Annotated in this window: 26 protein-coding genes; 14 read left to right on the top strand and 12 right to left on the bottom strand. The window is 73.0% G+C overall.

Translation table 11 applies throughout. From position 1 onward, the window contains the following. Nucleotides 1-26 precede the first annotated feature (26 nt). Nucleotides 27-956, bottom strand: coding sequence for an AraC family transcriptional regulator (locus tag AB0J55_RS16940; RefSeq protein WP_364248742.1), 930 nt, complete (start codon nt 954-956; stop codon nt 27-29). A gap of 107 nt (nt 957-1,063) precedes the next feature. On the opposite strand from AB0J55_RS16940, the gene AB0J55_RS16935 reads away from it, so the two are divergent. Next, a complete protein-coding gene (locus tag AB0J55_RS16935) occupies nt 1,064-1,516 on the top strand; it encodes an anthrone oxygenase family protein (RefSeq protein ID WP_364248740.1) in 453 nt (150 codons plus the stop codon). Here AB0J55_RS16935 and AB0J55_RS16930 read toward each other — a convergent pair. The 5 genes from AB0J55_RS16930 to AB0J55_RS16910 are packed head-to-tail and all read right to left on the bottom strand — an operon-like array spanning nt 1,513 to nt 5,458. Next, nucleotides 1,513-1,998 carry a GyrI-like domain-containing protein gene (locus AB0J55_RS16930; protein WP_364248738.1) on the bottom strand — a complete coding sequence of 162 codons (486 nt, stop codon included), beginning with the start codon at nt 1,996-1,998 and terminating at the stop codon, nt 1,513-1,515. The two genes, AB0J55_RS16935 and AB0J55_RS16930, sit on opposite strands and share 4 nt — an antisense overlap. After that, the gene (locus AB0J55_RS16925; RefSeq protein WP_364248736.1) at nt 1,998-2,336 is read right to left on the bottom strand and encodes a YciI family protein; all 339 of its coding nucleotides are present in this window, start codon (nt 2,334-2,336) and stop codon (nt 1,998-2,000) included. Before AB0J55_RS16925 ends, AB0J55_RS16930 begins: the two co-directional genes overlap by 1 nt. Nucleotides 2,337-2,338: 2 nt before the next feature. Next, nucleotides 2,339-3,097: an alpha/beta fold hydrolase gene (locus AB0J55_RS16920; protein ID WP_364248734.1), complete on the bottom strand. Its 759-nt coding sequence runs from the start codon at nt 3,095-3,097 to the stop codon at nt 2,339-2,341. After that, nucleotides 3,094-4,368, bottom strand: coding sequence for an RNA polymerase sigma factor (locus AB0J55_RS16915; protein ID WP_364248732.1), 1,275 nt, complete (start codon nt 4,366-4,368; stop codon nt 3,094-3,096). The genes AB0J55_RS16920 and AB0J55_RS16915 overlap by 4 nt, the downstream gene beginning before the upstream one ends. 19 nt (nt 4,369-4,387) lie before the next feature. After that, nucleotides 4,388-5,458: a TetR/AcrR family transcriptional regulator gene (locus AB0J55_RS16910; RefSeq protein WP_364248730.1), complete on the bottom strand. Its 1,071-nt coding sequence runs from the start codon at nt 5,456-5,458 to the stop codon at nt 4,388-4,390. A gap of 86 nt (nt 5,459-5,544) precedes the next feature. Here AB0J55_RS16910 and AB0J55_RS16905 point away from each other — a divergent pair, with 86 nt between their 5' ends. After that, complete coding sequence (locus AB0J55_RS16905) at nt 5,545-6,720, top strand: cytochrome P450 (protein ID WP_364248728.1); 1,176 nt, start codon at nt 5,545-5,547, stop codon at nt 6,718-6,720. Here AB0J55_RS16905 and AB0J55_RS16900 read toward each other — a convergent pair. After that, on the bottom strand, nt 6,703-7,479 hold the full coding sequence (locus tag AB0J55_RS16900; protein WP_364248726.1) for a TetR/AcrR family transcriptional regulator C-terminal domain-containing protein: 777 nt from the start codon (nt 7,477-7,479) through the stop codon (nt 6,703-6,705). The genes AB0J55_RS16905 and AB0J55_RS16900 overlap by 18 nt on opposite strands. 78 nt (nt 7,480-7,557) lie before the next feature. On the opposite strand from AB0J55_RS16900, the gene AB0J55_RS16895 reads away from it, so the two are divergent. From AB0J55_RS16895 to AB0J55_RS16880, 4 genes are read left to right on the top strand one after another with little or no spacing between them, the layout of a single operon-like run. Continuing rightward, complete coding sequence (locus tag AB0J55_RS16895; RefSeq protein WP_364249530.1) at nt 7,558-8,484, top strand: ATP-binding cassette domain-containing protein; 927 nt, start codon at nt 7,558-7,560, stop codon at nt 8,482-8,484. Beyond that, on the top strand, nt 8,481-9,263 hold the full coding sequence (locus AB0J55_RS16890) for an ABC transporter permease (RefSeq protein ID WP_364248724.1): 783 nt from the start codon (nt 8,481-8,483) through the stop codon (nt 9,261-9,263). Before AB0J55_RS16895 ends, AB0J55_RS16890 begins: the two co-directional genes overlap by 4 nt. 44 nt (nt 9,264-9,307) lie before the next feature. Beyond that, entirely contained in the window at nt 9,308-11,809 is a 2,502-nt protein-coding gene (locus AB0J55_RS16885; RefSeq protein WP_364248722.1) for a DEAD/DEAH box helicase, read from the top strand. Further along, nucleotides 11,806-12,903, top strand: coding sequence for an SWF/SNF family helicase (locus AB0J55_RS16880; protein ID WP_364248720.1), 1,098 nt, complete (start codon nt 11,806-11,808; stop codon nt 12,901-12,903). Before AB0J55_RS16885 ends, AB0J55_RS16880 begins: the two co-directional genes overlap by 4 nt. Nucleotides 12,904-13,269: 366 nt before the next feature. Here AB0J55_RS16880 and AB0J55_RS16875 read toward each other — a convergent pair whose 3' ends face one another. Beyond that, nucleotides 13,270-14,481 (bottom strand): FAD-dependent monooxygenase, encoded by a 1,212-nt coding sequence (locus AB0J55_RS16875; RefSeq protein WP_364248718.1) that lies wholly within the window; start codon nt 14,479-14,481, stop codon nt 13,270-13,272. A 77-nt stretch (nt 14,482-14,558) separates the two neighbouring features. On the opposite strand from AB0J55_RS16875, the gene AB0J55_RS16870 reads away from it, so the two are divergent. Then, nucleotides 14,559-15,092, top strand: a complete 534-nt coding sequence (locus AB0J55_RS16870; RefSeq protein ID WP_364248716.1) for a TetR/AcrR family transcriptional regulator — start codon at nt 14,559-14,561, stop codon at nt 15,090-15,092. 81 nt (nt 15,093-15,173) lie between these two features. Next, nucleotides 15,174-15,668 (top strand): pyridoxamine 5'-phosphate oxidase family protein, encoded by a 495-nt coding sequence (locus tag AB0J55_RS16865; protein WP_364248714.1) that lies wholly within the window; start codon nt 15,174-15,176, stop codon nt 15,666-15,668. Here the strand turns inward: AB0J55_RS16865 and AB0J55_RS16860 are convergent. Genes AB0J55_RS16860 through AB0J55_RS16850 form a run of 3 tightly spaced genes read right to left on the bottom strand, consistent with a single transcriptional unit; the run spans nt 15,665 to nt 18,365 of the window. Beyond that, complete coding sequence (locus tag AB0J55_RS16860) at nt 15,665-17,287, bottom strand: acyl-CoA dehydrogenase family protein (protein ID WP_364248712.1); 1,623 nt, start codon at nt 17,285-17,287, stop codon at nt 15,665-15,667. The genes AB0J55_RS16865 and AB0J55_RS16860 overlap by 4 nt on opposite strands. After that, nucleotides 17,271-17,876, bottom strand: a complete 606-nt coding sequence (locus AB0J55_RS16855) for a TetR/AcrR family transcriptional regulator (protein WP_364248710.1) — start codon at nt 17,874-17,876, stop codon at nt 17,271-17,273. The genes AB0J55_RS16860 and AB0J55_RS16855 overlap by 17 nt, the downstream gene beginning before the upstream one ends. Before the next feature lie 33 nt (nt 17,877-17,909). Continuing rightward, complete coding sequence (locus AB0J55_RS16850) at nt 17,910-18,365, bottom strand: SRPBCC family protein (RefSeq protein WP_364248708.1); 456 nt, start codon at nt 18,363-18,365, stop codon at nt 17,910-17,912. Between the two features lie 22 nt (nt 18,366-18,387). Here AB0J55_RS16850 and AB0J55_RS16845 point away from each other — a divergent pair, with 22 nt between their 5' ends. Beyond that, nucleotides 18,388-18,999, top strand: coding sequence for a TetR/AcrR family transcriptional regulator (locus AB0J55_RS16845; RefSeq protein ID WP_364248706.1), 612 nt, complete (start codon nt 18,388-18,390; stop codon nt 18,997-18,999). Here AB0J55_RS16845 and AB0J55_RS16840 read toward each other — a convergent pair. Continuing rightward, nucleotides 18,983-19,546: a helix-turn-helix domain-containing protein gene (locus tag AB0J55_RS16840; RefSeq protein ID WP_364248704.1), complete on the bottom strand. Its 564-nt coding sequence runs from the start codon at nt 19,544-19,546 to the stop codon at nt 18,983-18,985. The two genes, AB0J55_RS16845 and AB0J55_RS16840, sit on opposite strands and share 17 nt — an antisense overlap. A gap of 43 nt (nt 19,547-19,589) precedes the next feature. On the opposite strand from AB0J55_RS16840, the gene AB0J55_RS16835 reads away from it, so the two are divergent. The 5 genes from AB0J55_RS16835 (at nt 19,590) to AB0J55_RS16815 (ending at nt 22,872) form a co-directional block, all read left to right on the top strand. Further along, complete coding sequence (locus AB0J55_RS16835) at nt 19,590-20,105, top strand: N-acetyltransferase family protein (protein ID WP_364248702.1); 516 nt, start codon at nt 19,590-19,592, stop codon at nt 20,103-20,105. Nucleotides 20,106-20,137: 32 nt separating this feature from the next. After that, complete coding sequence (locus tag AB0J55_RS16830; RefSeq protein ID WP_364248700.1) at nt 20,138-20,584, top strand: SRPBCC domain-containing protein; 447 nt, start codon at nt 20,138-20,140, stop codon at nt 20,582-20,584. After that, entirely contained in the window at nt 20,581-20,913 is a 333-nt protein-coding gene (locus AB0J55_RS16825; protein WP_364248698.1) for a helix-turn-helix domain-containing protein, read from the top strand. The genes AB0J55_RS16830 and AB0J55_RS16825 overlap by 4 nt, the downstream gene beginning before the upstream one ends. Before the next feature lie 2 nt (nt 20,914-20,915). Continuing rightward, nucleotides 20,916-21,356, top strand: coding sequence for an SRPBCC domain-containing protein (locus tag AB0J55_RS16820; RefSeq protein ID WP_364248696.1), 441 nt, complete (start codon nt 20,916-20,918; stop codon nt 21,354-21,356). 535 nt (nt 21,357-21,891) lie between these two features. Then, nucleotides 21,892-22,872: a tyrosine-type recombinase/integrase gene (locus tag AB0J55_RS16815; RefSeq protein WP_364248694.1), complete on the top strand. Its 981-nt coding sequence runs from the start codon at nt 21,892-21,894 to the stop codon at nt 22,870-22,872. Nucleotides 22,873-22,908 lie beyond the last annotated feature (36 nt).

Genomic DNA, 22,908 nt, shown 5'->3' with positions numbered 1-22,908 from the left:
TGGTCAGATAAAAGTTACCACAGGCATTACGTTCGGGATCGGTAGTTCTGCGGGCTGACGCCGAACTCGCGCTTGAACGCGGCGCTGAGGGCGAACGCGCTGCCGTAGCCGACCTGGCGGGCGACCGAGGCGATCGTCGTGTCGGGGTGCTGGCGCAGCAGGTCCGCGGCCAGCGCGAGCCGCCACCCGGTCAGGTACGCCATCGGTGTCTCGCCGACCGCCGCGGCGAACCGCCGGGCCAGGGCCGCACGGGACACGCCGACGTCGGCGGCGAGCTTCGCGACCGTCCACGGCTCGGCCGGCTGGTGCTGCAGCAGCCGCAGCGCCTGACCCACCACCGGGTCGTCGTGGGCCCGGTACCAGGACGGCGCGGGGGTGTCCGGCCGGTCGAACCAGGCCCGCAGCGCGGCGATGAGCAGCAGGTCGAGCAGCCGGTCGAGGACGGCTTCCTGGCCGGGGACGTCCCGGCCGATCTCGGCGGCGAGCAGCCCGGCGAGCGGGGTGGGCCAGTCGGCGGCGCGCAGGACGATCAGGGTGGGCAGCGCGGCGATGAGCTTCCGGCTGATTTCGCCCGCCATGCCGTAGGTGCCGGTGAGCAGCACGACCGGGCCGCCGGTGCCCCAGGTGCGGACGCCGAGGTCGGCGTAGGCGGTGAGGTGGCCGCCGTCGGGGGTGCGGCACTCCTGGCCGGGCAGGATCACCGCCTGTGGCGGCGTCGAGGGGTGGTCGGCGACCAGGTACGGGTCCGGGCCCCGCGCGATCGCGACGTCGCCTTCGCCCAGCAGGACGGCGTCGCCGGTGTCGGGCACGATCCACGCTTCGCCGCGGACCACCGACACCACGGTCAGGGGTGCCTCGTCCTCGATGCGCAGCGACCAGGGCGGCGTCAGCACCGAGCGGAGCAGGAACGCGCCGTGGGCGCGGGGGCCGTCCAGCAACGCGGCAAGGGGATCCATGCCCGGGAAGTGTAGACGCTGAAACATGCCATCGAGGTCTTTAACTATGGAGAGTCTCACTGAGGGCCGCTTGACTGAGCGGCATGACAACGGTGAAGGGGAGACCGATGGCGACGGTGGTGCTGGTGGCCGCGATGGTCGCGGCCGGGCTGATCGCGGGGCTGTTCTACGCCTACGCCTGCTCGGTCATGCCGGGCCTGGCGCGCGCAGACGACCGGACGTTCGTGGAGGGGATGCGCGGCATCAACGTCGCGATCGTCAACCCGGTCTTCATGCTGACGTTCCTGGGCGCGCCGCTGCTGGCGGGGGTGGCGGTGTTCCTGAACCCGGGGCCGCGGCCGTGGGTGATCGCGGGGTTCGTGCTGCTGGTGGCGATGGTGGTGCTCACCGGCGCGGTGCACATCCCGCTGAACAACGCCCTCGACGGCGGCGGGGACGACTACCCGGCGGTGCGGGCGGCATTCGAGGCGGTGTGGGTGCGCTGGAACGTCGTGCGGGCGCTGGTGACCACGGCCGGGTTCGGCTGCCTGGTGGCGGCCGTGGTCACCAGCCGCGGCTAGTCCGCGAGGCGGAAGAGCAGGTCGGTCACCCACTGCGCCGGATCCGGGACTTCGCGCGGGTCGGTGCGCAGCACTTCCAGGCGGCCGCCCCACTCTTCGCCGTCCGGGGTCTCGGTGCGGTCCCACGTGAGGCCTTCGGCGGCGCCCCAGGCCAGCACGGCCTCGGTTGCGGCGGCCAGGCCGTCCGGGGCGCCGGCGTGGGTGTCCAGGACGTACCGGCCCGCCGGCAACTCGCCGAGGAAGGCAGGCCCGGCCGGGGTGTGCTCGCCGTCGATCGGGACCCCGGCTTCGACGGTGAACCGCTGGCCGGGGTGCAGCACGCGGTAGCGGAAGAACGGGGCTCCGGCCAGGGCGACGCCCTCGGCGGCGAGGGTGCCGACGAGCGGGGGCAGCCGGTCGGCGATCCGCGGGAACTCCGGGATGCCGAGGGTGGCGCGCTCGGCGACGTACCGCTGGGCGGGCCGCTCGACGATCACGGGCATCAGGCGAAGTCCTCCGGGCCGAGCATCGGGCGGACTTCGATGCTGCCGTAGCCGGCGGCGGGGTGGCGGGCGGCGAGCTCGAGGGCCTCGTCGAGGTCTTCGCAGTCGAGGACGACGAAGCCGCCGATCTGTTCCTTGGCTTCGGTGAACGGCCCGTCGGTCAGCAGCACTTCGCCGTCGCGGACGCGGACGGTGGTCGCTTCCGACGGCGGGCGCAGGCCACCGCCGCCGCGGACCTTGCCGGCGCGGGCCATGTCCTCGCTCCAGCCGCCGCAGCCGTCGGTGCCGTGCTCTTCGGCGGTGGCTTCGTCACCGCAGATCATCAGCAGGTACTGCATCTTCAGCATCCTTCCAGTACTTCGCGCAGGCGCGCGGCGAAGGCTTCCGCGTGGGTGGCGAACCCGCCGTGGCCGCCCGGGAACGTCTCGGTGCCGGCGCCGAGGGCGGCGCCCAGGCCGCGGGCGGCCTGGTGGACCGGCAGGGCGGCGGAGTCTTCGCCGACGGCGACGACGATCCGCGCCGGGCTCGCCCGCAGCGCGTCGAGGTCGGGGTCGTAGGCGCCGATCGCGGGCATGAGGTGGCCGAAGAAGTAGGCGAAGTTGCCTTCCGCGCCCGGGTCGAGCGGCGGGGCGGGGTCGACGCCGACGACCTTCATGAACGCGGCGTAGGCGGGGGCGAGGCCCTGGTCGCGGAAGAGGGCGGGGATGTCGGGGCCGGCCTGGCCGGGCAGGTAGCGGGTGACCGGCGGTTCGTGCAGCACGGCGGTGCGGACGTCGGCGGGGTGCCGTCGCAGGTGTTCGAGCAGGGTGAGCGCGCCGCCACTGGAGGCCAGGACGTCGGCCGGGCCGACCTCGGCGAGCAGCCGGTGCACGTCCTCGGCGTGGTCGCGGACGGGGTCGGGGCCCGGGGTGCCGTCGAGGGGGCTGCGGGACAGCCCGCGCGGGTCGTAGGTGACGACGGTGTGGTCTTGGGCCAGCAGGGGCCGCAAGTGGGTGAACACCGCGGCGTCGGCCGGCCCGCCGGGCACCAGCAGCAGGACCGGTCCGTGGCCGTGGACGTCGTAGGTGAGGGTGGCGCCGGGGACGGCGAGGGTGGTCATGGGTGTTCCTCCGGTGGTCGGGCTTCACCTGCCCGACGAACGGGCTCGCCCGTGACCGACACCGATTCGGAAATCCGCCGGGTGAGGTAGCGGCGTTCGGCGTCGGTGCCGGCGAGGTCGCGGGCCCGGGTGTACCAGTGGACGGCTTCGGCGTGGCGGCCGAGGCGGCGGAGGAAGTCGGCGCGGGTGGCGGCCAGCAGGTGGTAGCCCTCGAGGGGCAGGTCGCCGAGGAGGGCGAGCCCGGCTTCGGGGCCGTCGGCCATGCCGACGGCGATGGCCCGGTTGAGGTCGACGACGGCGCTGGGGACGTGGCGGCGCAGCTGGTGGTAGAGCCCGGCGATCTGGGGCCAGTCGGTGTCGGCCGGGTGGGCGGCGGTGGCGTGGCAGGCGGCGATGGCGGCCTGGATCTGGTACGGCCCGGGCCGGTGGCGGCGCAGCGCGGTCTCCAGGACTCCGGTGCCCTCGGTGATCGCGGTGTGGTCCCAGCGGGTGCGGTCCTGCTCTTCGAGGGGCACGAGGACGCCGTCGGCGCCGACGCGGGTTTCGCGGCGGGCGTGCTGGAGCAGCATCAGCGCGAGCAGGCCGAGGACCTCGGGTTCGTCGGGCATCAGCCGGGCCAGGACGCGGGCGAGCCGGATCGCTTCGGCGGCGAGGTCGGGGCGGAGCAGGTCGGGGCCGGTGCTGGCGGAGTAGCCCTCGTTGAAGGTCAGGTAGAGCACGCCGAGCACGGCGTGGGTGCGTTCGGGCAGCAGGTGGGCGGGCGGGACGCGGTAGGGGATGCGGGCGTGGCGGATCTTGCGCTTCACCCGCACGAGCCGCTGGGACATGGTGGCTTCGGGGACGAGGAAGGCGCGGGCGATCTCGGCGGTGGACAGCCCGGCGAGGGTGCGCAGGGCCAGCGCGACCTGGGCTTCGGTGGCCAGTGCGGGGTGGCAGCAGGTGAAGATGAGCCGCAGCCGGTCGTCGGTGACGCCGCTGTCGTCGGGTTCGGGTGCGTCGGGGACGGGCATGCGGGCGGCCTCCCGGAGCTTGGCGGCGCCGACGGCGTCGCGGCGGAGGCGGTCGGTGGCGCGGTGGCGGGCGGCGGTGGTCAGCCAGGCGCCGGGACGGGCGGGGACGCCGTCGCGGGGCCAGGTGCGCAGGGCGAGGGCGAAGGCCTCCTGGGCGCATTCCTCGGCGAGGTCCCAGTCGCCGGTGATCCGGATGAGCGTGGCCACGACCTGGCCCCACTCCTCCCGGAACGCCTCGGCGACCGCGGTCTCGACGTCCACTTCCGCTCCTTCCGCCGGGTCACCCTCCCGACGAACGGCCGGGCCCGGGACCGACAGCCACCGCGTGGCACGCGCCGAACCCTTCGGCGCGCGCGACGATCCGGCCGCCTTCTACGCGGACGGCGGTCTCGGTGGCGTCGCTGACGGCGGTGACGCCGGCGGCCGCGGCGAGGTCCCCGGTGGCGTCGCAGACGATCCGCAGCCGCGGCCGGGCCGGGGGCGTGATCGCCTGGTCGAGGCAGCCGCGCAGGTCGGCGACGGCGAGCCGGGCCAGCGGGGCGAGTTCGCCGGGGTCGCTGGTGACGAGCACGGCGGTGACGTCGGCGCCGGCGCGGACGGCTTCTTCGAAGGCGGCGGCGCGGTGCAGGCCGAGGACGGTGACGACGCCGTCGCCGGGGCGGACGGGGTCGCCGGTGAGCAGGTCGGTCGCGGCCGGCGGGTCCCACGGGCGGTCGTCGGGGCGGGCGGTGGTGGTGATCGGCGGTTCGGCGGGCCAGTCGTCGGCCAGGTCGAGGCCGAGCAGGGCGGTGCAGGCGGTGACGAGGTGGAACGGCTCGCCGAAGCCGGGTGCGGCGGCGGCGAGCTGGCTGGCGCCGTGCAGCGTGGTGAGCGCGGCTTCGGCGACCCGCACGAGCCGGCGGCCCGGGCGCAGGCGTTCGAGGGCGAGCCCGAGCAGGATCGCGTTGACGCGCATGAGCTGCGCGTACGGCCGGCGGGTGTGCTCGTCGGCGAGGATTTCCGGGAGCAGGTCGCGGGCGAGGCGGGCGTCGTCGCTGTCGCTGTCGGTGGCCAGCGGGAGCCGGGCGATCCAGGCCCGGGCGAAGGCGGCCAGGACGTCGTCCGCGGCGGGGTCCGGCGGTGGGGTGGCGGGGCGGGGGGCGCGTTCGGCGAGGTCGGCCAGGACGGCGAAGTACAGGGCGCGTTTGCCGGGGAAGTTGGAGTAGACCGCGCCGCGGGTGAGTTCGGCGCGTTCGGCGATGACGTCGATCTTCGCCTCGCGGAAGCCGCGGCGGGCGAACTCGGCGCGGGCGGCCGTGAGCACCTTGGCGCGGTTGCGTTCCTGGGTCTCCGCCCTGCTGAGCCTGACCATGGTCCTCCTTGCCGCCGGGTCGGGAGCCAAGATACCGTGACCACTGAGATGCTAAGACCATCTGATTTGAACATCTGGAGTGGTGGATGACCCCCGAGATCGACTTGACCGACCCCAAGGTGCTGACCGACCCGTTCACCGCCTACGACCGGGCGCGGGAGGTGAGTGCGGTGGCCAAGCTGGTCATCCCCGGCTTCGGCCCGTTCTGGGCCCTGACCCGCTACGCCGAAGCGCGCGCGATGCTCGCCGATTCCCGGTTCGAGGTGAATTCCGGCAGCTTCCTGCGCCCGCCCGGGATCCCCGAGCACTGCCTGCAGTACCTGGAGACGATGGCGGAGAAGGACGGCCCGGAGCACCTGCGGCTGCGGCGCCTGGTGGCTCCGGCGTTCACGCCGAAGCGTGCCGTGCAGCTGCGGCCGCGGCTGGTGGCGATCACCGGGAAGCTGCTCGACGAGCTGCCCGCGCACGCCGAGGACGGCGTGGTCGACCTGGTGCCGCACTTCGCGCGGCCGTTGCCGATCGACGTCATCTGCGAGCTGGTCGGCATCCCGCACGCCGACCGGGCCCGCTGGCGCGAGTACGGGGCCGCGGTCGCGAGCGGGATGGGACCGGACTTCGCCGCGGCGATCCCGGCGATCATCGAGGGCGCGAAGGATGCGGTGGCGCGCAGCCGCGCCGAGCCCGGCGACGACCTGATCGGCGACCTGGTGCGGATCCAGGCCGAGGACGGTGACCGGCTCACCGACACCGAGCTGGTCACCCTGGTCTGGCACCTGGTGCTGGGCGGGCAGACGCCGGTGAACCTCATCGCGAACGCCGTCGAGGCGCTGCTGCGGCACCCCGATCAGCTGGCGCTGGTGCGAGCGGACCCCGGGTTGTGGCCGGGGGCGGTGGAAGAGCTGATGCGCTTCTGCAGCCCGCAGCTGCTGACCACGCCGCGCTTCGCACGGGAGGACGTCGAGATCGACGGGCACCTGATCGGCACGGGCGAGCGGGTGACGGCGGCGGTGGTGGCCGCCGACCGCGACCCGCGGGCGTTCGACGACCCGGACCGGTTCGACGTCACCCGCACGGGGCCGGCGCAGCTGGGCTTCTCCCACGGGCCGCACTTCTGCCTGGGGGCGTCGATCTCGCGGGTGCAGACCGAGGTGGCGTTGTCGTCGCTGTTCGCGCGCTTCCCCGAGCTGGCTCTCACCGAGGACGTCCCGAGGGCACCCGACGGCGGGACCTGGCGTCCGGCTCGGTTACTGCTTTCGCTGTGACACCAGCGCCTCGATGCCGTCGAGGACGCGGGCGAGGCCGAACCGGAAGGTGTAGGCCGGGTTCTCGGCGGCGTTGTGGGCCTCACCGGCGGCTTGGCCGACCCGGGAGGACAGCGGGTAGTGCGCCGCGTCGGCGGCCGGGATGCCGGCCAGGACCGGCGCGGCGCGCTCCCACCACTGGGCGTCGGTCATCCCGCTGGTGCGAACCAGCCGGGCGTTGTCGAGCGAGCTGCGCGCGGTCGTCCGGACGAGTCCGGTGACGAGGCTGACCACGGCGTCCATTTCGACGTCGTCGAGGCCGATGCCGTCGACCGCGGCCAGCTCGTGCTCGTACTTGGCGAAGCTGTGCGGCCCCAGCGCCGAGCGGCTGGTGGTGACCTGCAGCAGCCAGGGGTGGCGGTGGAACAGCGCCCACTGCTGTTCGGCGATCGCGGTCAGGGCTGCGCGCCAGCCGAGGCCCGGTTCGGGCGCGGGGAGTTCGCCGTGGGCGTGGTCGATCATCAGGTCCAGCAGCTCCGTGCGGCCGGGCACGTAGGTGTAGAGGGACATGGGGGAGACGCCGAGGTGTTCGGCGACGCGGCGCATGGTGACGGCGTCGATGTCGTCGGCGTCGGCCAGTGCCACCGCGGCCCGCACGACGTCGGCGGTGGTCAGCTTCGGTTTCGGGCCGCGGCGCGGGGGTGCCGGGACGCCCCAGAGCAGCTCGATCGCCCGCCGCGGGTCGCCTTCGCCGTTGTCCTGCGTGCGCACGCCGGCCATTCTGCCCGCCTTATTCTCGTACAACGTACAGAGTTGTGCTAACCTCTTCTCCGTACACAGTACAGAGTTAGGGGCTTGATGACTCCGCAGATCCACGCCGAGGGACTCCGCAAGCGCTACGGCGACGCGTACGCCCTCGATGGGTTCGACCTCTCCGTCCCGGCCGGCACCCTGTGCGGCGTGCTGGGACCCAACGGCGCGGGCAAGACCACCGCGGTCCGCGTGCTCGCCACGCTGCTGCGCCACGACGGCGGCCACGCGCGGGTCGCCGGGTTCGACGTCGCCACCGAACCGGCGAAGGTGCGCTCGGCGATCGGGCTGGCCGGCCAGCAGGCCGCGCTCGACGAGCTGCTTTCGGGCCGGCAGAACCTGGTGCTGTTCGGCCGGCTGCACCACCTGGGCCGGCGCGAAGCCATCCGCCGCGCCGACGCGCTGCTGGAGCGGTTCGGGCTGGCCGAGACCGGGTCGAAGCCTGTCTCGGCGTACTCGGGCGGGATGCGGCGGCGGCTGGATCTGGCCGCGTCGCTGCTGGCGGCGCCGCGGGTGCTGTTCCTCGACGAGCCGACGACCGGGCTGGACCCCCGCAGCCGCATCGAGGTCTGGACGGCGGTGCGCTCGCTGGTCGCCGACGGCACGACCGTGCTGCTGACGACGCAGTACCTGGAGGAGGCCGACCGGCTGGCCGACCGGATCTCCCTCGTCGAGCACGGCCGCGTGATCGCCGAAGGCACCCCGGCCGAGCTGAAGGGGTCGCTGGGGGCGACCCGGATCGAGCTGCTGCTGACCGATCCGGGCGCGCTCGGCGCGGCGGCGGCCTTGCTGGCGCGGGTCACCGGGGCCGAGCCGGTGACCGACCAGCTGCGGGTCAGCGCACCGGCCGAGCCGTCGATGCTGACCGGCGTCGTGCGCGAGCTGGCCGTGACCGGGCTGTCGTTCGCCGACGTGGCGCTGCGGCACCCGACGCTGGACGAAGTGTTCCTGGAACTGACGGGGGTGGCGCGATGAGGTGGGCGATCGAAGACGGCTGGACGCTGACCCTGCGCTACCTCGCGCAGCTGGCGCGGCGCCCGGCCCGGCTGGCCACGGTGGTGGCGTTCCCGATCCTGATGGTGCTGATCTTCGCCTACCTGCTCGGGGGCGGGATGACCGTGCCCGGCGGCGGCTCCTACCGCGAGTTCCTGATGCCGGGGATGTTCGCCATGACGATGGCCTTCGGGCTGTCGGGGACGATGATCGCGGTGCTGGACGACGCGGCCAAGGGGGTCACCGACCGGTTCCGGTCGCTGCCGATGGCGCCGTCGGCGGTGCTCACCGGACGGGTCGCGGCGGACCTGCTGAACGCGCTGCTGGCGTTGGCGGTGCTGCTGGGCTGCGGGTTTGCCGTCGGCTGGCGTCCGCACGGCAGCCTCGGCGAGACCCTGGCCGCGCTCGGCCTGCTGCTCCTGCTGCGCACGGCGCTGGTGTGGGCGGGGATCTACCTGGGCCTGCTGACGGCGGATCCGTCGATGGTGACGCTGGCCCAAACTCTCGAGTTCCCGTTCGGGTTCCTCTCCAGCGCTTTCGTGGCGACCTCGACGATGCCGGCGTGGCTGGGAACCGTGGCGGAGTGGAACCCGTTGTCCTCCACGGTGACCGCGGCGCGGGTGCTGTTCGGCAACCCCGGCGCGGCCGGGACGTCCTGGGTGAGCGCGCACGCGGTGCCGATGGCGGTGGGGTGGCCGCTGGTACTGCTGGCGGTCTTCGTGCCGCTGTCGGTGCGACGGTACGGGAGGCTGGGGAACTGAACGTCCACTTCGAACCGGGTGAGCCGCCGCGGGCGGGCCGCCTGGTGGTCGACGGTCGCGATCTGTCCATCGTGGACGGCCTGCCGGAACTGCTGGGTGGCGCCGGCGCGTTCTGGGCGACCGCGGCGCAGGCCGCGCTGCGGCTGGTCGCGGCGGGACGGCTGCTGCCGGGGGTCACCGAAGCCGGGCACGACGCCTGGCGGATCGGCCCGCTCGAACCGGCGGAAGCGGCGTGGCTGCGGGACCTCGCGGCGGCGATGCCCGCGGACGAGCGCGCGCCGGGGCCGCTGCTGCGGGCGTTCCTCGACGCCGTCGCCGACACGCTGCCCCGCACGCCCGCCGCGGCGAAGGCCGCCGGGACGCGGTTGTTCGCCGCCACGGCACCCCAGCGCGCGGAGGCGCTGCGGGACTGGGCCGGGGAACTGGCGGCGGGGCTGGACTCGGGGGTGCGGGTGTCGTTGCGGGTGGAAGCACCCGAGGGGTTCGACACCGGCCGGTTCCGCGCCGTGGTGCAGGTGCACAGCCTCGCCGAGCCGGGGCAGGTCGCCGACGCGGCGCAGCTGTGGGAGACCGGCCGGTTCGGGCCGCGGGCCCGCATCGACGTCGTGCTGGCGCTGCGGCGGGGTGCGCAGGTGTGGCCGGCGCTGGGCCCGCTGCTGACCTCGGCGGTGCCGGATGCGCTGGCCCTCGGCGAGGACGACGTGACCGAGCTGGTCGCGTCGGCGGCGCCGCGGCTGGCGGCGGCCGGGATCGACGTGCACTGGCCGGCCGAGCTGGCGGGAGCGCCGACCGCGCGGGCGGTGGTCCGCGGCGGGGACGACCCGGGTGACCTGCCGTCGTTCTTCGGCGGCGGCCGGGCCCTGCGGTTCGACTGGCAGCTCGCCCTGGGCGGCGAGGTGCTGACCGAGGCCGAGCTGGACGCGCTGGCCGAGGCCCGCCGTCCGGTGGTGCGGCTGCGCGACCGGTGGGTCCTGGTCGATCCGGCGTTGGCGGCGAAGGCCCGCGAACGCACGCTGAAACCGCTGAACCCGGTCGACGCGCTCGGGGTCGTGCTGTCGGGAACCACCGAGGTCGACGGCGAACCCGTCGAGGTCGTCACCGACGGCTGGCTGGCGCGGCTGCGGGAACGGCTGTCCGCACCGCCGGAACCGCAGGCGCCGCCGCCGGGGCTGGCCGCGCAGCTGCGGGACTACCAGCTGCGCGGGCTGCAGTGGCTGGCCACCGTCACCGGCCTCGGGCTCGGCGGCTGCCTCGCCGACGACATGGGCCTGGGCAAGACCGTCACGCTGATCGCGCTGCACCTGCACCGGGCGTCGGGGGCGACGCTGGTGGTGTGCCCGGCGTCGCTGCTGGGCAACTGGGAACGCGAGATCCGCCGGTTCGCCCCGGACGTGCCCGTGCGGCGCTTCCACGGCAGCGCGCGGTCGCTGGAGAACCTCGACGGGTTCGTCCTGACCACCTACGGCACGCTGCGCACCGACCCGGCGCCGCTGGCCGGGGTGCGGTGGGACCTGCTGGTCGCCGACGAGGCCCAGCACGTCAAGAACCACCGGTCGGGCACGGCGAAGGCGTTGCGGCTGGTGCCCGCGGCCGCCCGGGTGGCGCTGACCGGCACGCCGGTGGAGAACACGCTTTCGGAGCTGTGGGCGATCCTCGACTGGACCGCTCCGGGCCTGCTGGGGTCGCTGAGCGAGTTCCGGGCGCGCTGGGCGAAACCGATCGAGTCGGGCGACGCGGGTGCGGCGGAGCGGCTGGCCCGGTTGCTGCGGCCGTTCCTGCTGCGGCGGCGCAAGGCCGACCCGGGGATCGCGCCGGAGCTGCCGGCCAAGACCGAGACCGACCGGCCGGTGGCCTTGAGCGCGGACCAGGTGGCGCTGTACGAGGCGGTGGTGCGGGAGATGATGGCCGGCATCGCCGCCAGCGACGGGATGGCCCGGCGCGGCCGGATCGTGAAGCTGCTGACCGCGCTCAAGCAGATCTGCAACCACCCGGCGCAGTACCTCAAGGAACCGGGCGGCCGCTCGGGGAAGGTGGAGCTGCTCGACGAGCTGCTGGACACGATCCTCGCCGAGGGCGGCGCGGTGCTGGTGTTCACCCAGTACGTCGCGATGGCCCGGCTGCTGGAGAAGCACCTGGCCGGGCGGGGGATCGCGACGCAGCTGCTGCACGGCGGGACACCGGTGGCGCGGCGCGAGGAGCTCGTCCGGCGGTTCCAGGACGGCGAGGTACCGGTGTTCCTGCTGTCGCTGAAGGCGGCCGGGACGGGCCTGAACCTGACCCGCGCCGACCACGTCGTGCACTTCGACCGCTGGTGGAACCCGGCGGTGGAGGACCAGGCGACCGACCGGGCCTACCGGATCGGGCAGACCCGGCCGGTCCAGGTGCACCGGCTGGTGGCCGAGGGGACGGTGGAGGACCGGATCGCGGCGATGCTGCGGGAGAAGCGCGCGCTGGCCGACGCCGTGCTGGCCGGTGGGGAGGCGGCGTTGACCGAACTGTCGGACACCGAGCTGGCGGAGCTCGTCGAACTGAGGAGCCGCGGATGAGCGAGGACCGGGTACGCGGGTTCCCGGCGTTCGGGGCGGGCGCCCGGTTCGCCCGGTCCTGGTGGGGCCGGGCGTGGGTGCGCGCGATGGAGGACACCGCGCTGGACCTGCGGCAGCTCAAGCGCGGCCGCAAGTACGCGACGGCCGGGCTGGTCGGCTCGATCACGGTGAGCCCGGGCCGGATCGCGGCGGCGGTCGACGACGCCGACGGCGGCCCGTACCGGACGACGTTGCGGCTGGCGGAACTGCCGGAGGCGGACTGGACCCGGTTCTTCGACCGGGTGGCTTCCCGGGCCGGGCATCTGGCGGCGCTGCTGGACCGCGACATGCCGCACGACCTGGTGGAGGCGGCCGCCGACGTCGGCGTCCACCTGCTGCCGGGGATCGGCGACCTCGACCCGGAGTGCGACTGCGAGGGCTGGGAGCTGCCCTGCCGCCACGCGGCGGCGTTGTCGTTCCAGGCGTCGTGGCTGCTCGACGCGGACCCGTTCGTGCTGCTGCTGATGCGCGGCAAGGGGGAGCGGGAAATCCGCGAGGAGCTGTCGGGCCGCACGGTGCCGCGTGAACCCCTCGCGGCCGCTGACCGCACGCCGGGCGAGGTGCCGGACCTGGCCGGGTTCGAGCCGTCGGGGGCGCCGTCGATCCCGGCGGCGCCGGGGGTGCCGGCCGAGGCGTTCGCGATGCTGGCCGCCAATGCGGCGGGCCGGGCCCGTGCCCTGCTGGCGGGACAGCGGTGGCCTTCGCGGCGCCAGGATGCGGTGCGGTGGGCCGCGGAGTTCCCGTCGGCGGCGCAGGGGCTGGGGTCGGGCCCGGAGTTCGCGCGGGCGGTCGCGGCGTGGACGCACGGGGGGCCGGACGGGCTGGAGGTGCTGGAATCGACGTGGGCGCCCCCGAAGCCGGCGTTGGCGGCGGCGCGGGCGGCGCTGGCCGAGGTCGCGGAGGCGGAGCCGGTGTTCGACCGCAACCGGTGCACGGTGGGTGCGGTGCAGCTGCGGCTGGATCGCGGGGGCCGCTGGCACCCGTACCGGCTCGAGGAGGGAACGTGGTGGCCCGCGGGGGCCCCGGAGAGCGATCCGGGGTTGCTGCTGGGATGAGGAGGGCCGGAGGTTGAGGGCCACCGGCTGGATTCAGGTGGTTCTCGGCGCTCCAGCGCGGGACTTCGCCCGGGAAATCCGCACGAGTCGGCCGGGTGTCCGCTGCATTCGCCGGGACCGATCCCGCGGGTCTCCCGGCGCTTGCCGGCGCCCGTGTCCGCGGGCGTCACCGGGCGGAAATCCGTCCCATTTCCCGGTATCCAGCGCGGTACTCGTTGTCTCCTGTCCCCCGACGGCGGGTTCCGCCGGGCCACTGGGGGTGCGGGCGCGCGGGTTCTTCCCGCGCGCCCGCCCGGTTTCCGCCGGTGACCGAAGATCCGCTGTCGGGCTGGAGGGGGCTTTCGCGCGCGGCGGCCCCCTCCAGCGTCAGGCCGTTGCCGGCACCGCGTAGTCCTTGACCCGCATCGAGTCGTGCATGCGGACGCCGCCGGTGTTCAGCTTCGCGAGCGCCCGTGTCACGCCGGCCGGAAGCGTCGAGACAAGCTGGCCGCCGCGGGCCAGTGCCCAGACCCCCGCGCGGGAAGCCGGGATCAGGCTCCGCGAAGCGCCGACCGCGAAGGCCCGGCTGCGGCGGACCAGTTCGCCCATTTCCCGTTCGTAGGCGGCGAAGGCGCGCGTGTGGTCGCCGCCCGCCGCGGCCAGTTCGCCGGCCAGGACGTACGCGCCGAGCACGGCCAGGCTGGTGCTGCCGCCGACGGCCGGTCCGGGGCAGTAGCCCGCGTCGCCGACCAGGGTGACGCGGCCGCGGGACCAGCTGTCCAGCTGCAGCTGGGTGATCGAGTCGAAGTAGAACGGGCCGCCGTCGTCGAGGCGGGCGAGCCAGCCGTCGACCTGCGGGTGCATCCCGGCGAACGCCTCCCGCAGCAGGTCCTTCTGCCGCGGGATGTCCCGGTGGTGGTAGCCGAGTTCCCGGTCGCGGCGGAACAGGAAGACCGCGCGGGCGTCGCTCATGTGCCGGGCGCTGTAGAGGGACGCGGTGCGGCCGGCGCCGAGGTGGGTGATCGCCTCGCCGTCGAGGCCGAGCGTGTCGGGCAGGGACAGCACGGCCAGGTACGCGCCGATGAACCGCGTCAGCCCCGCTTCTTCGCCGAAGACCAGGCGGCGGACGTTCGAGTGCAGCCCGTCGGCGCCGACGACGACGTCGAACCGCCGCGGCGGGGCGTGCTCGAAGGTGACGTCGCCGTCGGGGGAGAGGGCGGTGATCGTGTCGCCGAAGAGGTACTCGACGTCGTCGCGGCCGGCGTCGTAGTAGATCTCGCTGAGGTCGTCGCGCATGATCTCGACGTGCCGGTCCGAGGCGGCCTGGAAGACCTTGGCCAGGTCGACCCGGAGGGGACGGCGGCTGCCCTCGCGGTGCAGCGTCATCCGGGTCGTGCCGGTGGCCAGCGCCTCGACGCGGGGCAGCACGCCCATCCGTTCGGTGATGTCCATGGCGGGCCGGAACAGGTCGACGGCGTGGCCGCCGGTTTTGCGCAGTGCCGGGGCGCGCTCCACGACCGTGACGTCGAAGCCGTGCCGGGTGAGCCAGTACGCCAGCACCGGGCCGGCGATGCTGGCGCCGGAGACGAGAATCCGCATGAGTACCTCCCTGACTTAACGGTAGGTAAGTTGTACCACGAGTCCTTACCTATCGTTAAGTCAGTTATGCTGGGACCGTGCCGAAGCCCTCCGACACCAAACAGCGCATCCTCGACGTCGCCCGCGACCTGTTCACCACCCAGGGCGTGCAGCGCACCAGCCTGCAGGACATCGCCGACCGCCTCGGCATCACCAAACCCGCGCTCTACTACCACTTCCCGTCCCGAGACGACCTCGTCCTGAGCATCGTCCAGCCGATGCTCGACGACGGCGAGAAGTTCCTCCTCGACCAGGAAGCCCGCGGAGACGCCCCCGTGCGTGAGCTGATCGAGGGCTTCTTCGAGTTCAACCACCGCCACCGCGGCGACGTCATCATGCTGCTGGCCGAGATGCCGACCCTGGCCGACCTCGGCCTGATCGACCGGGTCCTGGGCTGGCGCACCCGGCTCACCGCGCTCATCTGCGGCCCGTCACCCACACTCGAACAGCAGGCCCGCGCGATCCTCGCCCTCGGCGGCCTGCAGGACGTCTGCATGCAGTTCCCCGACGTCCCCGTCGCCGAACTCAAGGCCGCCGCGGTCGCCGGCGCCCTCGACGCGCTCGGCCGCTGAAAACACTTCCGCCGAGCGTGTCGAGAACACGACGGCGGCTCCGTCCCCGGGATGTCAGCCACCCCGAGAACGGAGACGACCATGCAGCCGCACGAGATCGCCGAGATCCTGGACCGCCCGCTCAGCCGCGAACTGCTCGCCCGCGACCTGACCCGCCTGGCCTACGTCGCGAAGGACGGCACCCCGCGCACGATCCCGATCGCCTTCACCTGGAACGGCTCGCAGATCGTCATGTGCACCTCGAAGAACGCCCCGAAACTGCCGTCCCTGCGCGCCAACCCCGCGGTCGCCCTGACCATCGACACCGAAGTGCACCCGCCCAAGATCCTGCTCGTCCGCGGCCGCGCCGAACTCGACGTCGTCGACGGCATCCCGCAGGAGTACCTGCAGATGAACGGCAGCTACGAGATGACGCCCGAGCAGCGGGTCGAATGGGAACGCGAGGTGCGCTCCCTCTACGACGGGATGGTCCGCATCGTGGTGACGCCGACCTGGGCCAAGCTGATCGACTTCGAGACCACCCTGCCCAGCGCGGTCGAGGAACTGGCCCGGCAGCGCGCCGAACGCGTCGGCTAACGCGCCGCGGCACGCTCGATGATCGCTCCCGTGTCGACGCCGGCCGGGAGCGTGCCGAACGCGATGCCCCAGTCACCGCCGAAGCGGGACGCGCAGAACGCGTCGGCGACCGCCGGGTGACCGTGGCGCACCAGCAGGGAACCCTGCAGCACCAGCGCCATCGCCTCGACCAGCCGCCGCGCCCGGTACTCGATGCCGTCCAGATCGGTCAGCTCCTTGCGGAGACGGTCGACGGCGTCGTCCAGCCGGGCGTCACCCCCGGCCGCCTGCCCGACCTCGGCGAAGAACGCCGCCACCGACTCCGGCTGCCTGCCCATCGCCCGCAACGCGTCCAGCGCGGCGACGTTGCCCGAACCCTCCCAGATCGACGACAGCGGCGCCTCCCGGTAGAGCCGCGGCATCCCCGACTCCTCGACGTACCCGTTGCCGCCGAAGCATTCGAGGGCCTCCGCGGCGTGCACCGGCGCCCGCTTGCACACCCAGTACTTCGACACCGCCAGCCCCAGCCGCCGGAACGCCTGCTCCTGCGCGTCACCCGGCCGGTCGCCCGCCGCGGCCAGCCGCATCGCCACCGTCGTCGCCGCCTCGGCCTCCAGCACCAGGTCGGCCAGCACGTTCGCCATCAGCGGCTGGTCGACCAGCGCCTTGCCGAACGCCCGCCGGTGGGTCGCGTGGTGCACCGCGCGCACCGCACCCAGCCGCATGCCCGACGCACTGCCCAGCGTGCAGTCCAGCCGGGTGTTGTTGACCATCTCGATGATCGTGCGGACCCCGCGGCCCTCCTCGCCGACCAGCCAGCCCACCGCGTTGTCGTACTCGATCTCCGAAGAGGCGTTCGAGCGGTTGCCGAGCTTGTCCTTCAGCCGCTGCAACCGGATCGCGTTGCGCGAGCCGTCGGGCAGGACGCGGGGGAGCAGGAAGCACGACAGCCCGCCGGGCGCCTGCGCCAGCGTCAGGAACATGTCCGACATCGGCGCCGAGGTGAACCACTTGTGCCCGACCAGGGTGTAGCTGCCGTCCGCGCTCGGGGTCGCCGTCGTCGTGTTCACGCGGACGTCGGAGCCGCCCTGCTTCTCGGTCATCGACATGCCCGCGATCAGGCCGCGCTTGCCGGTCGGCTCACGCAGCCCGAAGTCGTACTCCGTCGCCGCCAGCAGCGGCTCGTACCGCGCCGCCAGATCCGGGTTCGCCCGCAGCGCCGGGATCGCCGCGTACGTCATCGAGATCGGGCAGCTGTGCCCGGCCTCGGCCTGGCTCCAGACGTAGAACTTCGCCGCCCGCGCCGCGTGCGCGCCCTCCCGCGGATCCCGCCACGGCGTGCCGTGCATCCCGTGCGACACCGCGACCGTCATCAGCTCGTGCCAGTACGGGTGGAACTCGACCTCGTCGATCCGGTGGCCGTACCGGTCGTGCGTGCGCAGCACCGGCTCGTTCTCGTTGACCAGCCGCCCCCACTCCTGCACCTGCTCGCTTCCGGCCAGCCGGCCCAGCTCGTGCAGTTCCTCGGCGGCCCAGCCGGCCCCGGCCCGCTCGAGCCCGGCCAGCAGCGCCGGGTCGTCGGCGACGTCGTGCCCCGCCAGCGGCGGAACCTGGTTGGTGACCTCATGCGTGGCGGGCATCGGAACCTCCTAGAGCGCGCAGGATGAAGGTGCGGAGCTCGGCGACGTCGCCGGCGTTCCCGCTGGTCAACGGGCCGATCAGAACTTCGGCGGCGGCACCGACCAGCGCCGCGGCGGTCAGCCGCCCGTCCTGGGGCGGCAGCACGCCCTGCCGCACCCCGGCGGCGACGTGCTCGGCGATGACCTCGGTGTAGGCCCGCCGGAACTCGAGCCGCTCGGCGTCGATGAGCGCGTCGACCGGCTCGGCGAGCAGGGCGTACGCCTGCTTCGGCGCCTTGAGCGCACGCTGGGCGAACGTCTCGACCGCGGCCAGCACCCGCTCGGCGGGCTCGCCTGCCGCCGCGGACGCCACCCGGACCGCGTCCACCTCCCGCGTCACCACCTGCCGGAACACGTGCACCACCAGGTCGGCCTTGGTGGGGAAGTGCCGGTAGACGCTGCCGACGGCCACCCCCGCCCGCTCGGCGACCGCGGCCACGGAGCACCCGCTGTAGCCGTGTTCGGCCAGCTGGCGCGTGGCGGCGGCGACGATCGTCTCGCGCTGGGCGTCCAGGCGTTCCTGCACCTTCGGGGTGCGGCGGTAGGGCACGGCAAGAAGTGAAGCACTGATTCAGTGCTTCAGTCAACGCTCCAGCAGCCGCTTCGCACCCCGGACCTCCGCCTCGACGTCGGCCCGCAGCTTCCGCCGCAGGATCGGCTCGACCAGCGGGCGCAGGGGAGCAGCGAACCCGAACGCGATCCGGCGCGTCACCCGGATCCCGCCGTCCACGGGCACGCACTCGAAATGCGCCTCGAACGTCGAAAACCGCCGCGCCAGGCGGTTCTCCGGCCGATCCGGCAGCCGCACGTCGACCCGCCGGCCGGGGGTCAGCGTCATCCGCGACACGACCTTCGGCCCCGGCCCGAGCCCGGGCAGCACCGAGCGGAACCGGAACTCGGTGACGTCGCCGTCCCGGCGCACCCACTCGATCCGGCCCAGCTTGCGGTCGACCTCCGCGTACCGCCGCGGGTCCATCACCAGGGCCAGGAACTCTTCCGCGGGACACGACACGGTCTCTTCCACGATCACTTCCACCATAGAAAGAGAGTAGTTTCTCACTATGGCTCGAACAACCCCCGGCGTCACCCGCCGCCGCATCCTCGACGAAGCGATCCACCTCTTCGCCACTCGCGGCTACGACGCCACGTCCATCGCCGACATCCAGACCGCCTGCGGCCTCAACCCCGGCAGCGGCGCCCTGTACAAGCACTTCCCCTCCAAGGCGGCTCTGCTGGAAGCGGCAGTGCACGACAACCTCGAGCGACTGGCCGCCCGCACGGCGGGCACCGCCGACGCCCGGCTGCCCGACGACCCCCGCGAAGCACTGCGCGTGCTCGCCGACGTCGTCTGGGCGTTCATGGCCGCCGACCGCGAGCTGATCCGCCTGATGATCCGCGAATTCACCGGCTTCCCCGGCCTGTTCGAGCAGATGTGGCAGGGGGTCGTCGCCACGGTCTACCGCCGGGGGACCGAGTGGATCACCACGCTGCGGGACCAGGGGAGAGCGGCGGTGACCGACCCCGAAGCCACCGCCGCGGTGCTCGTAGCGTCCCTGACCTACTACCCGATCCTCGACGTCCTCATCGGACACACGCCGGGAGACCTTGCTCCGGACCGCTTCCTCGCCGCCTGGCTCGATTCTTCGGTCGCCGCCCTCAACCTGCGCGCTTGACCAGCGCCACCAGATACCGGCACGGCACCGCACCCGGGTTCACGAACACGCAGTCCGCCGGCGGGCCCAGCTGCAGGCAGTCCCCGGCCTCGAGCTCGTGCACCTCCGGCCCCTCGTGGAACCGCAAGTGCCCCGCCAGCACCCAGATCTGCTGGTGCAGGAACGCATACGTCCCCGACACCAGCGGCACCTCCACCCCCGGCGGCAGCTCGACCTCCACCAGCTCCAGCGGACGGCCGGCCGCGGGGGAGACCGATCGCCGCCGGTAGCCGGTGTCCGGGTCCACCCACACCGGCTGCTCCGCCGCCCGCACCAGGCGCCGCTCGTCGCCCTCGGCCCGGGCGATCAGCTCCGACAACGTCAGGCCCAGTGCCGCCGACAGCTTCGCCAGCAACGCCGCCGTCGGCTGGACGTCACCCCGCTCGATCTTGCCGATCATCGCCCGCGACACCCCCGACACTTCGGCCAATGCCGCCGCCGAAAGGCCTCGGGACGTCCGGGCTGCGTGCACCGTGGCGGCCAGGCGGGCAGTCAGGGGATCGGTCATAACTCTGGATACTATACGAGTCTCTGTGGCTACCATATGAGCCATGATCCGAGCCGCCACCGAACACGACGCCGCCGCCTGCGCCACCCTCTACGCCCCCTACGTCACCGACACCGCAATCTCCTTCGAAACCGAACCACCCGGCACCGCCGAAATGGCCCGCCGCATCGCCGGCGCCCACGCCTGGCTCGTGCTCGAAGACCACGGCCACATCGCCGGCTACGCCTACGCCGGCCCCTTCGCCCCTCGCGCCGCCTACCGCTGGTCCTGCGAAACGAGCATCTACCTCGAACAGCACCGCCGCCGCACCGGCGCCGGCCGCGCGCTGTACGAAGCCCTGTTCGAGCACCTGCGCGAACGCGGCTTCTGCCGCGCCTTCGCCGGCATGACCCTGCCGAACGAAGCCAGCGCCGGACTGCACCGCGCGCTCGGCTTCGAACCCGCGGGCGTCTTCCGCCGCGTCGGCTGGAAGCACGGCGCCTGGCACGACGTCGCCTGGGTCCAGAAGGACCTACGCGCAACTGAAGGTTGCACATCGGAGCCCATCGAGCTAACGTGACACGCAACCGAACGTTGCACAAGGAGCCACCGATGGACCACGGCACACTCGAACGCGAAATCCACATCGACGCCGCCCCCGAAGTCGTCTTCGACGTCGTCAGCGACCCCGAACACGTCCGCGAATGGTGGCCCGACGAAGCCGAATACCCCGTCGAACCCGGGGGAGCGGGCCGCATCGCCTTCGGCGGCAACTGGGTCCAGTTCACCGTCGTCGACGCGATCCCCCCGAAACTCTTCTCCTTCCGCTGGGCCCACGCCGAAGGGGAGACCGCCGCACCCGGCAATTCGTTCCTCGTCGTCTTCGAACTCGAACCCGCCGGCACCGGCACCCGCCTCAAGATGACCGAAACCGGCTTCCGCGAGCGCGGCTGGGAAGAAGCCAAGCTCATCGCCGAATACGACGACCACGCCGCCGGCTGGGACCACTTCCTGTCCCGGCTCCCCGCCTACGCCGCCAAGGCCGGAGCCACCCGGTGACCACCACCGTCGACGACGACCTCTGGTCGGCCATCGGCGACCCCACCCGCCGCCGCCTGCTCGACCTGCTCCTGAACGAGGGGAGCGGCACCGCGACCAGCCTCAGCGAACACCTCCCGGTCACCCGTCAAGCCGTGGCCAAACACCTCGCCGTCCTCGACCGCACCGGCCTCGTCCACGCCCAGGCCGAAGGACGCGAAAAACAGTTCCGCGTCGACGAAGACCAGCTCGCCCGCGCCGTCGCCCAGCTCGCCGACGTCGGCCGCGCCTGGGACGCCCGCCTCCGCCGCATCAAGCGCATCGCCGAAACCATCGAAAGGAACCGCTAGCCATGGACATCCTGCACCGCATCGGCATCCGGAACACCACACCCGCCGCCGTCTACGACGCCCTCACCACCATCGACGGCCTCGCCGGCTGGTGGACCGAGAAAACCGAAGGGGAAACCGGCCTCGGCGGCGTCATCGCGTTCCGCTTCATCCCGGGCGGCTTCGACATGAAGGTCACCGAACTCGACCCGGGCCGGCTCGTCCGGTGGGAAGTCGTCGACGGCCCGCCCGAGTGGATCGGCACGACGATCCGCTGGGACATCGACCAGCGCGACGACCACACGATCGTCCTGTTCAAGCACGAAGGCTGGCGTGAGGCCGGCGAGTTCATGCACCACTGCAGCACCAAGTGGGCCATCTACCTGATGAGCCTCAAGCAGCTCCTGGAGACCGGGGAAGGCGCCCCGGCGCCGCGGGACGTGATGATCAGCGACTGGCACTGACGTTACTTGACATAATGTACATTATCGGCACTTGGTGACGTGCTGCGCCGAGGGCTGAGAGGGGTGCGAAACCGAGGGTTGCACCAAGCTTGCGCGCAAGCAGGCACGGCTTCGCCAGGACGGCTCCTGTGGCAGTTTCTCGGCCGCCCGGCCGGCGGCTGCACGCCTCGGAGCTTCCAGGAGATCCGAGAGGATCCCCTGGAAGGCGTGAGCCCGAGGTCCAGCCACTCGACCGTAAAACGTCACGGTGACGAAACTATGCAGGCGCCGACAGGTCCAGGGAGCGCCGTGCGGCATGGTTTCGGAGGTATCGGGTTCACGTCGCTGACTCCGCCGCGGCGTCCGGTCGCCGGTGTCGAACAGGTGTGCGCATGCCCCGCCGCGCGTCTCAGAGGCGTCTCAAGGCCCATGACGGGCTCGAGAGAGATCTGGATCCCCCGGGAAGCGGGTCCTGGGTTGCACCGGTGTTTCATGCATAATTGCGGTTATGCATGAAACACCGGGTGACCGGCCGGGCACGGAAACTGTCGGTGGTGTGCGGTACAAGATCCACATGAAGGTTCCCGAGGCGCAGCAAGCCTTCTTCGCCGCCCGCCGTCCCCGCAAGGACTCCCCGCACACCACCGACGCCTACCGCCGGGACCTTGCCGGGATCACCACTCTCCTGGCTTCGGAGCTCGGCCGCCCGGTCGAGGACCTGGAGGTCGCGGACCTGACCGGGCCGGCGCTGCGGGCGGCGTTCGGCGTGTTCGCGGACGGGCACGCGAAGAGCTCGGTGCTGCGGGCGTGGTCGACGTGGAACCAGTTCCTGACGTTCTGCGTGGCGGACGGGCTCTTGGCGGGCAATCCGATGGGTGCGGTGGCGCGGCCGCGGACGCCGGCGTTGACGCCGAAGCCGTTGCGGGGTGAGGAAACTCCGGAGCAGCTGCTGTCGGCGGCGGCCGCGGGGTCGCGGCGCGCGCGGGATCCGTGGCCGGAGCGGGACGTGCTGGTGATCGCGCTGGGGCTGGTGGCGGGGTTGCGGGCGGCGGAGATGCGGGCGTTGACGTCGCGGTCGCTGGTGGGGCGTGCGGGTGAGCTGCGGTTGCACGTGAAGGGCAAGGGCAGCCGGGACCGGTCGATCCCGGTGCAGCCGGTGCTGGCGGAGCTGATCGAGCGGTACCGGGCGTCGTGCCGGGTGCGGTTCCCGAACGTGCGGTTCTCCCCCGGTTCGCCGTTGCTGCTGGACCGGGCGGGTGAGCCGATCGGGCGGGGTGCGCTGGAGTACCTGGTGAAGTCGTGTTACCGGGGTGCGGGGTTGCACGATCGGGTGCCGGTGGGGGCGAATCTGCACGCGTTGCGGCACACGTTCGCGACGCGGCTGGCGGAGGACGGGGCGACGGCGTCGGAGATCATGGCGTTGCTGGGGCACGCGAGTCTGGCGACGAGCCAGAACTACATCGAGGCGACGGGCCGTGAGCAGCGTGCGGCGGCGGCGAGCAACCGGACGTACCGGGCGTTGGACACCTTGAGCTGAGGTGCCGGAACGGACGACACGCGTGCTTGAACGGAC

Source organism: Amycolatopsis sp. NPDC049688 (assembly GCF_040674975.1).
Taxonomy (GTDB): Bacteria; Actinomycetota; Actinomycetes; order Mycobacteriales; family Pseudonocardiaceae; genus Amycolatopsis.
This window is presented reverse-complemented; position numbering and strand designations above follow the sequence as displayed.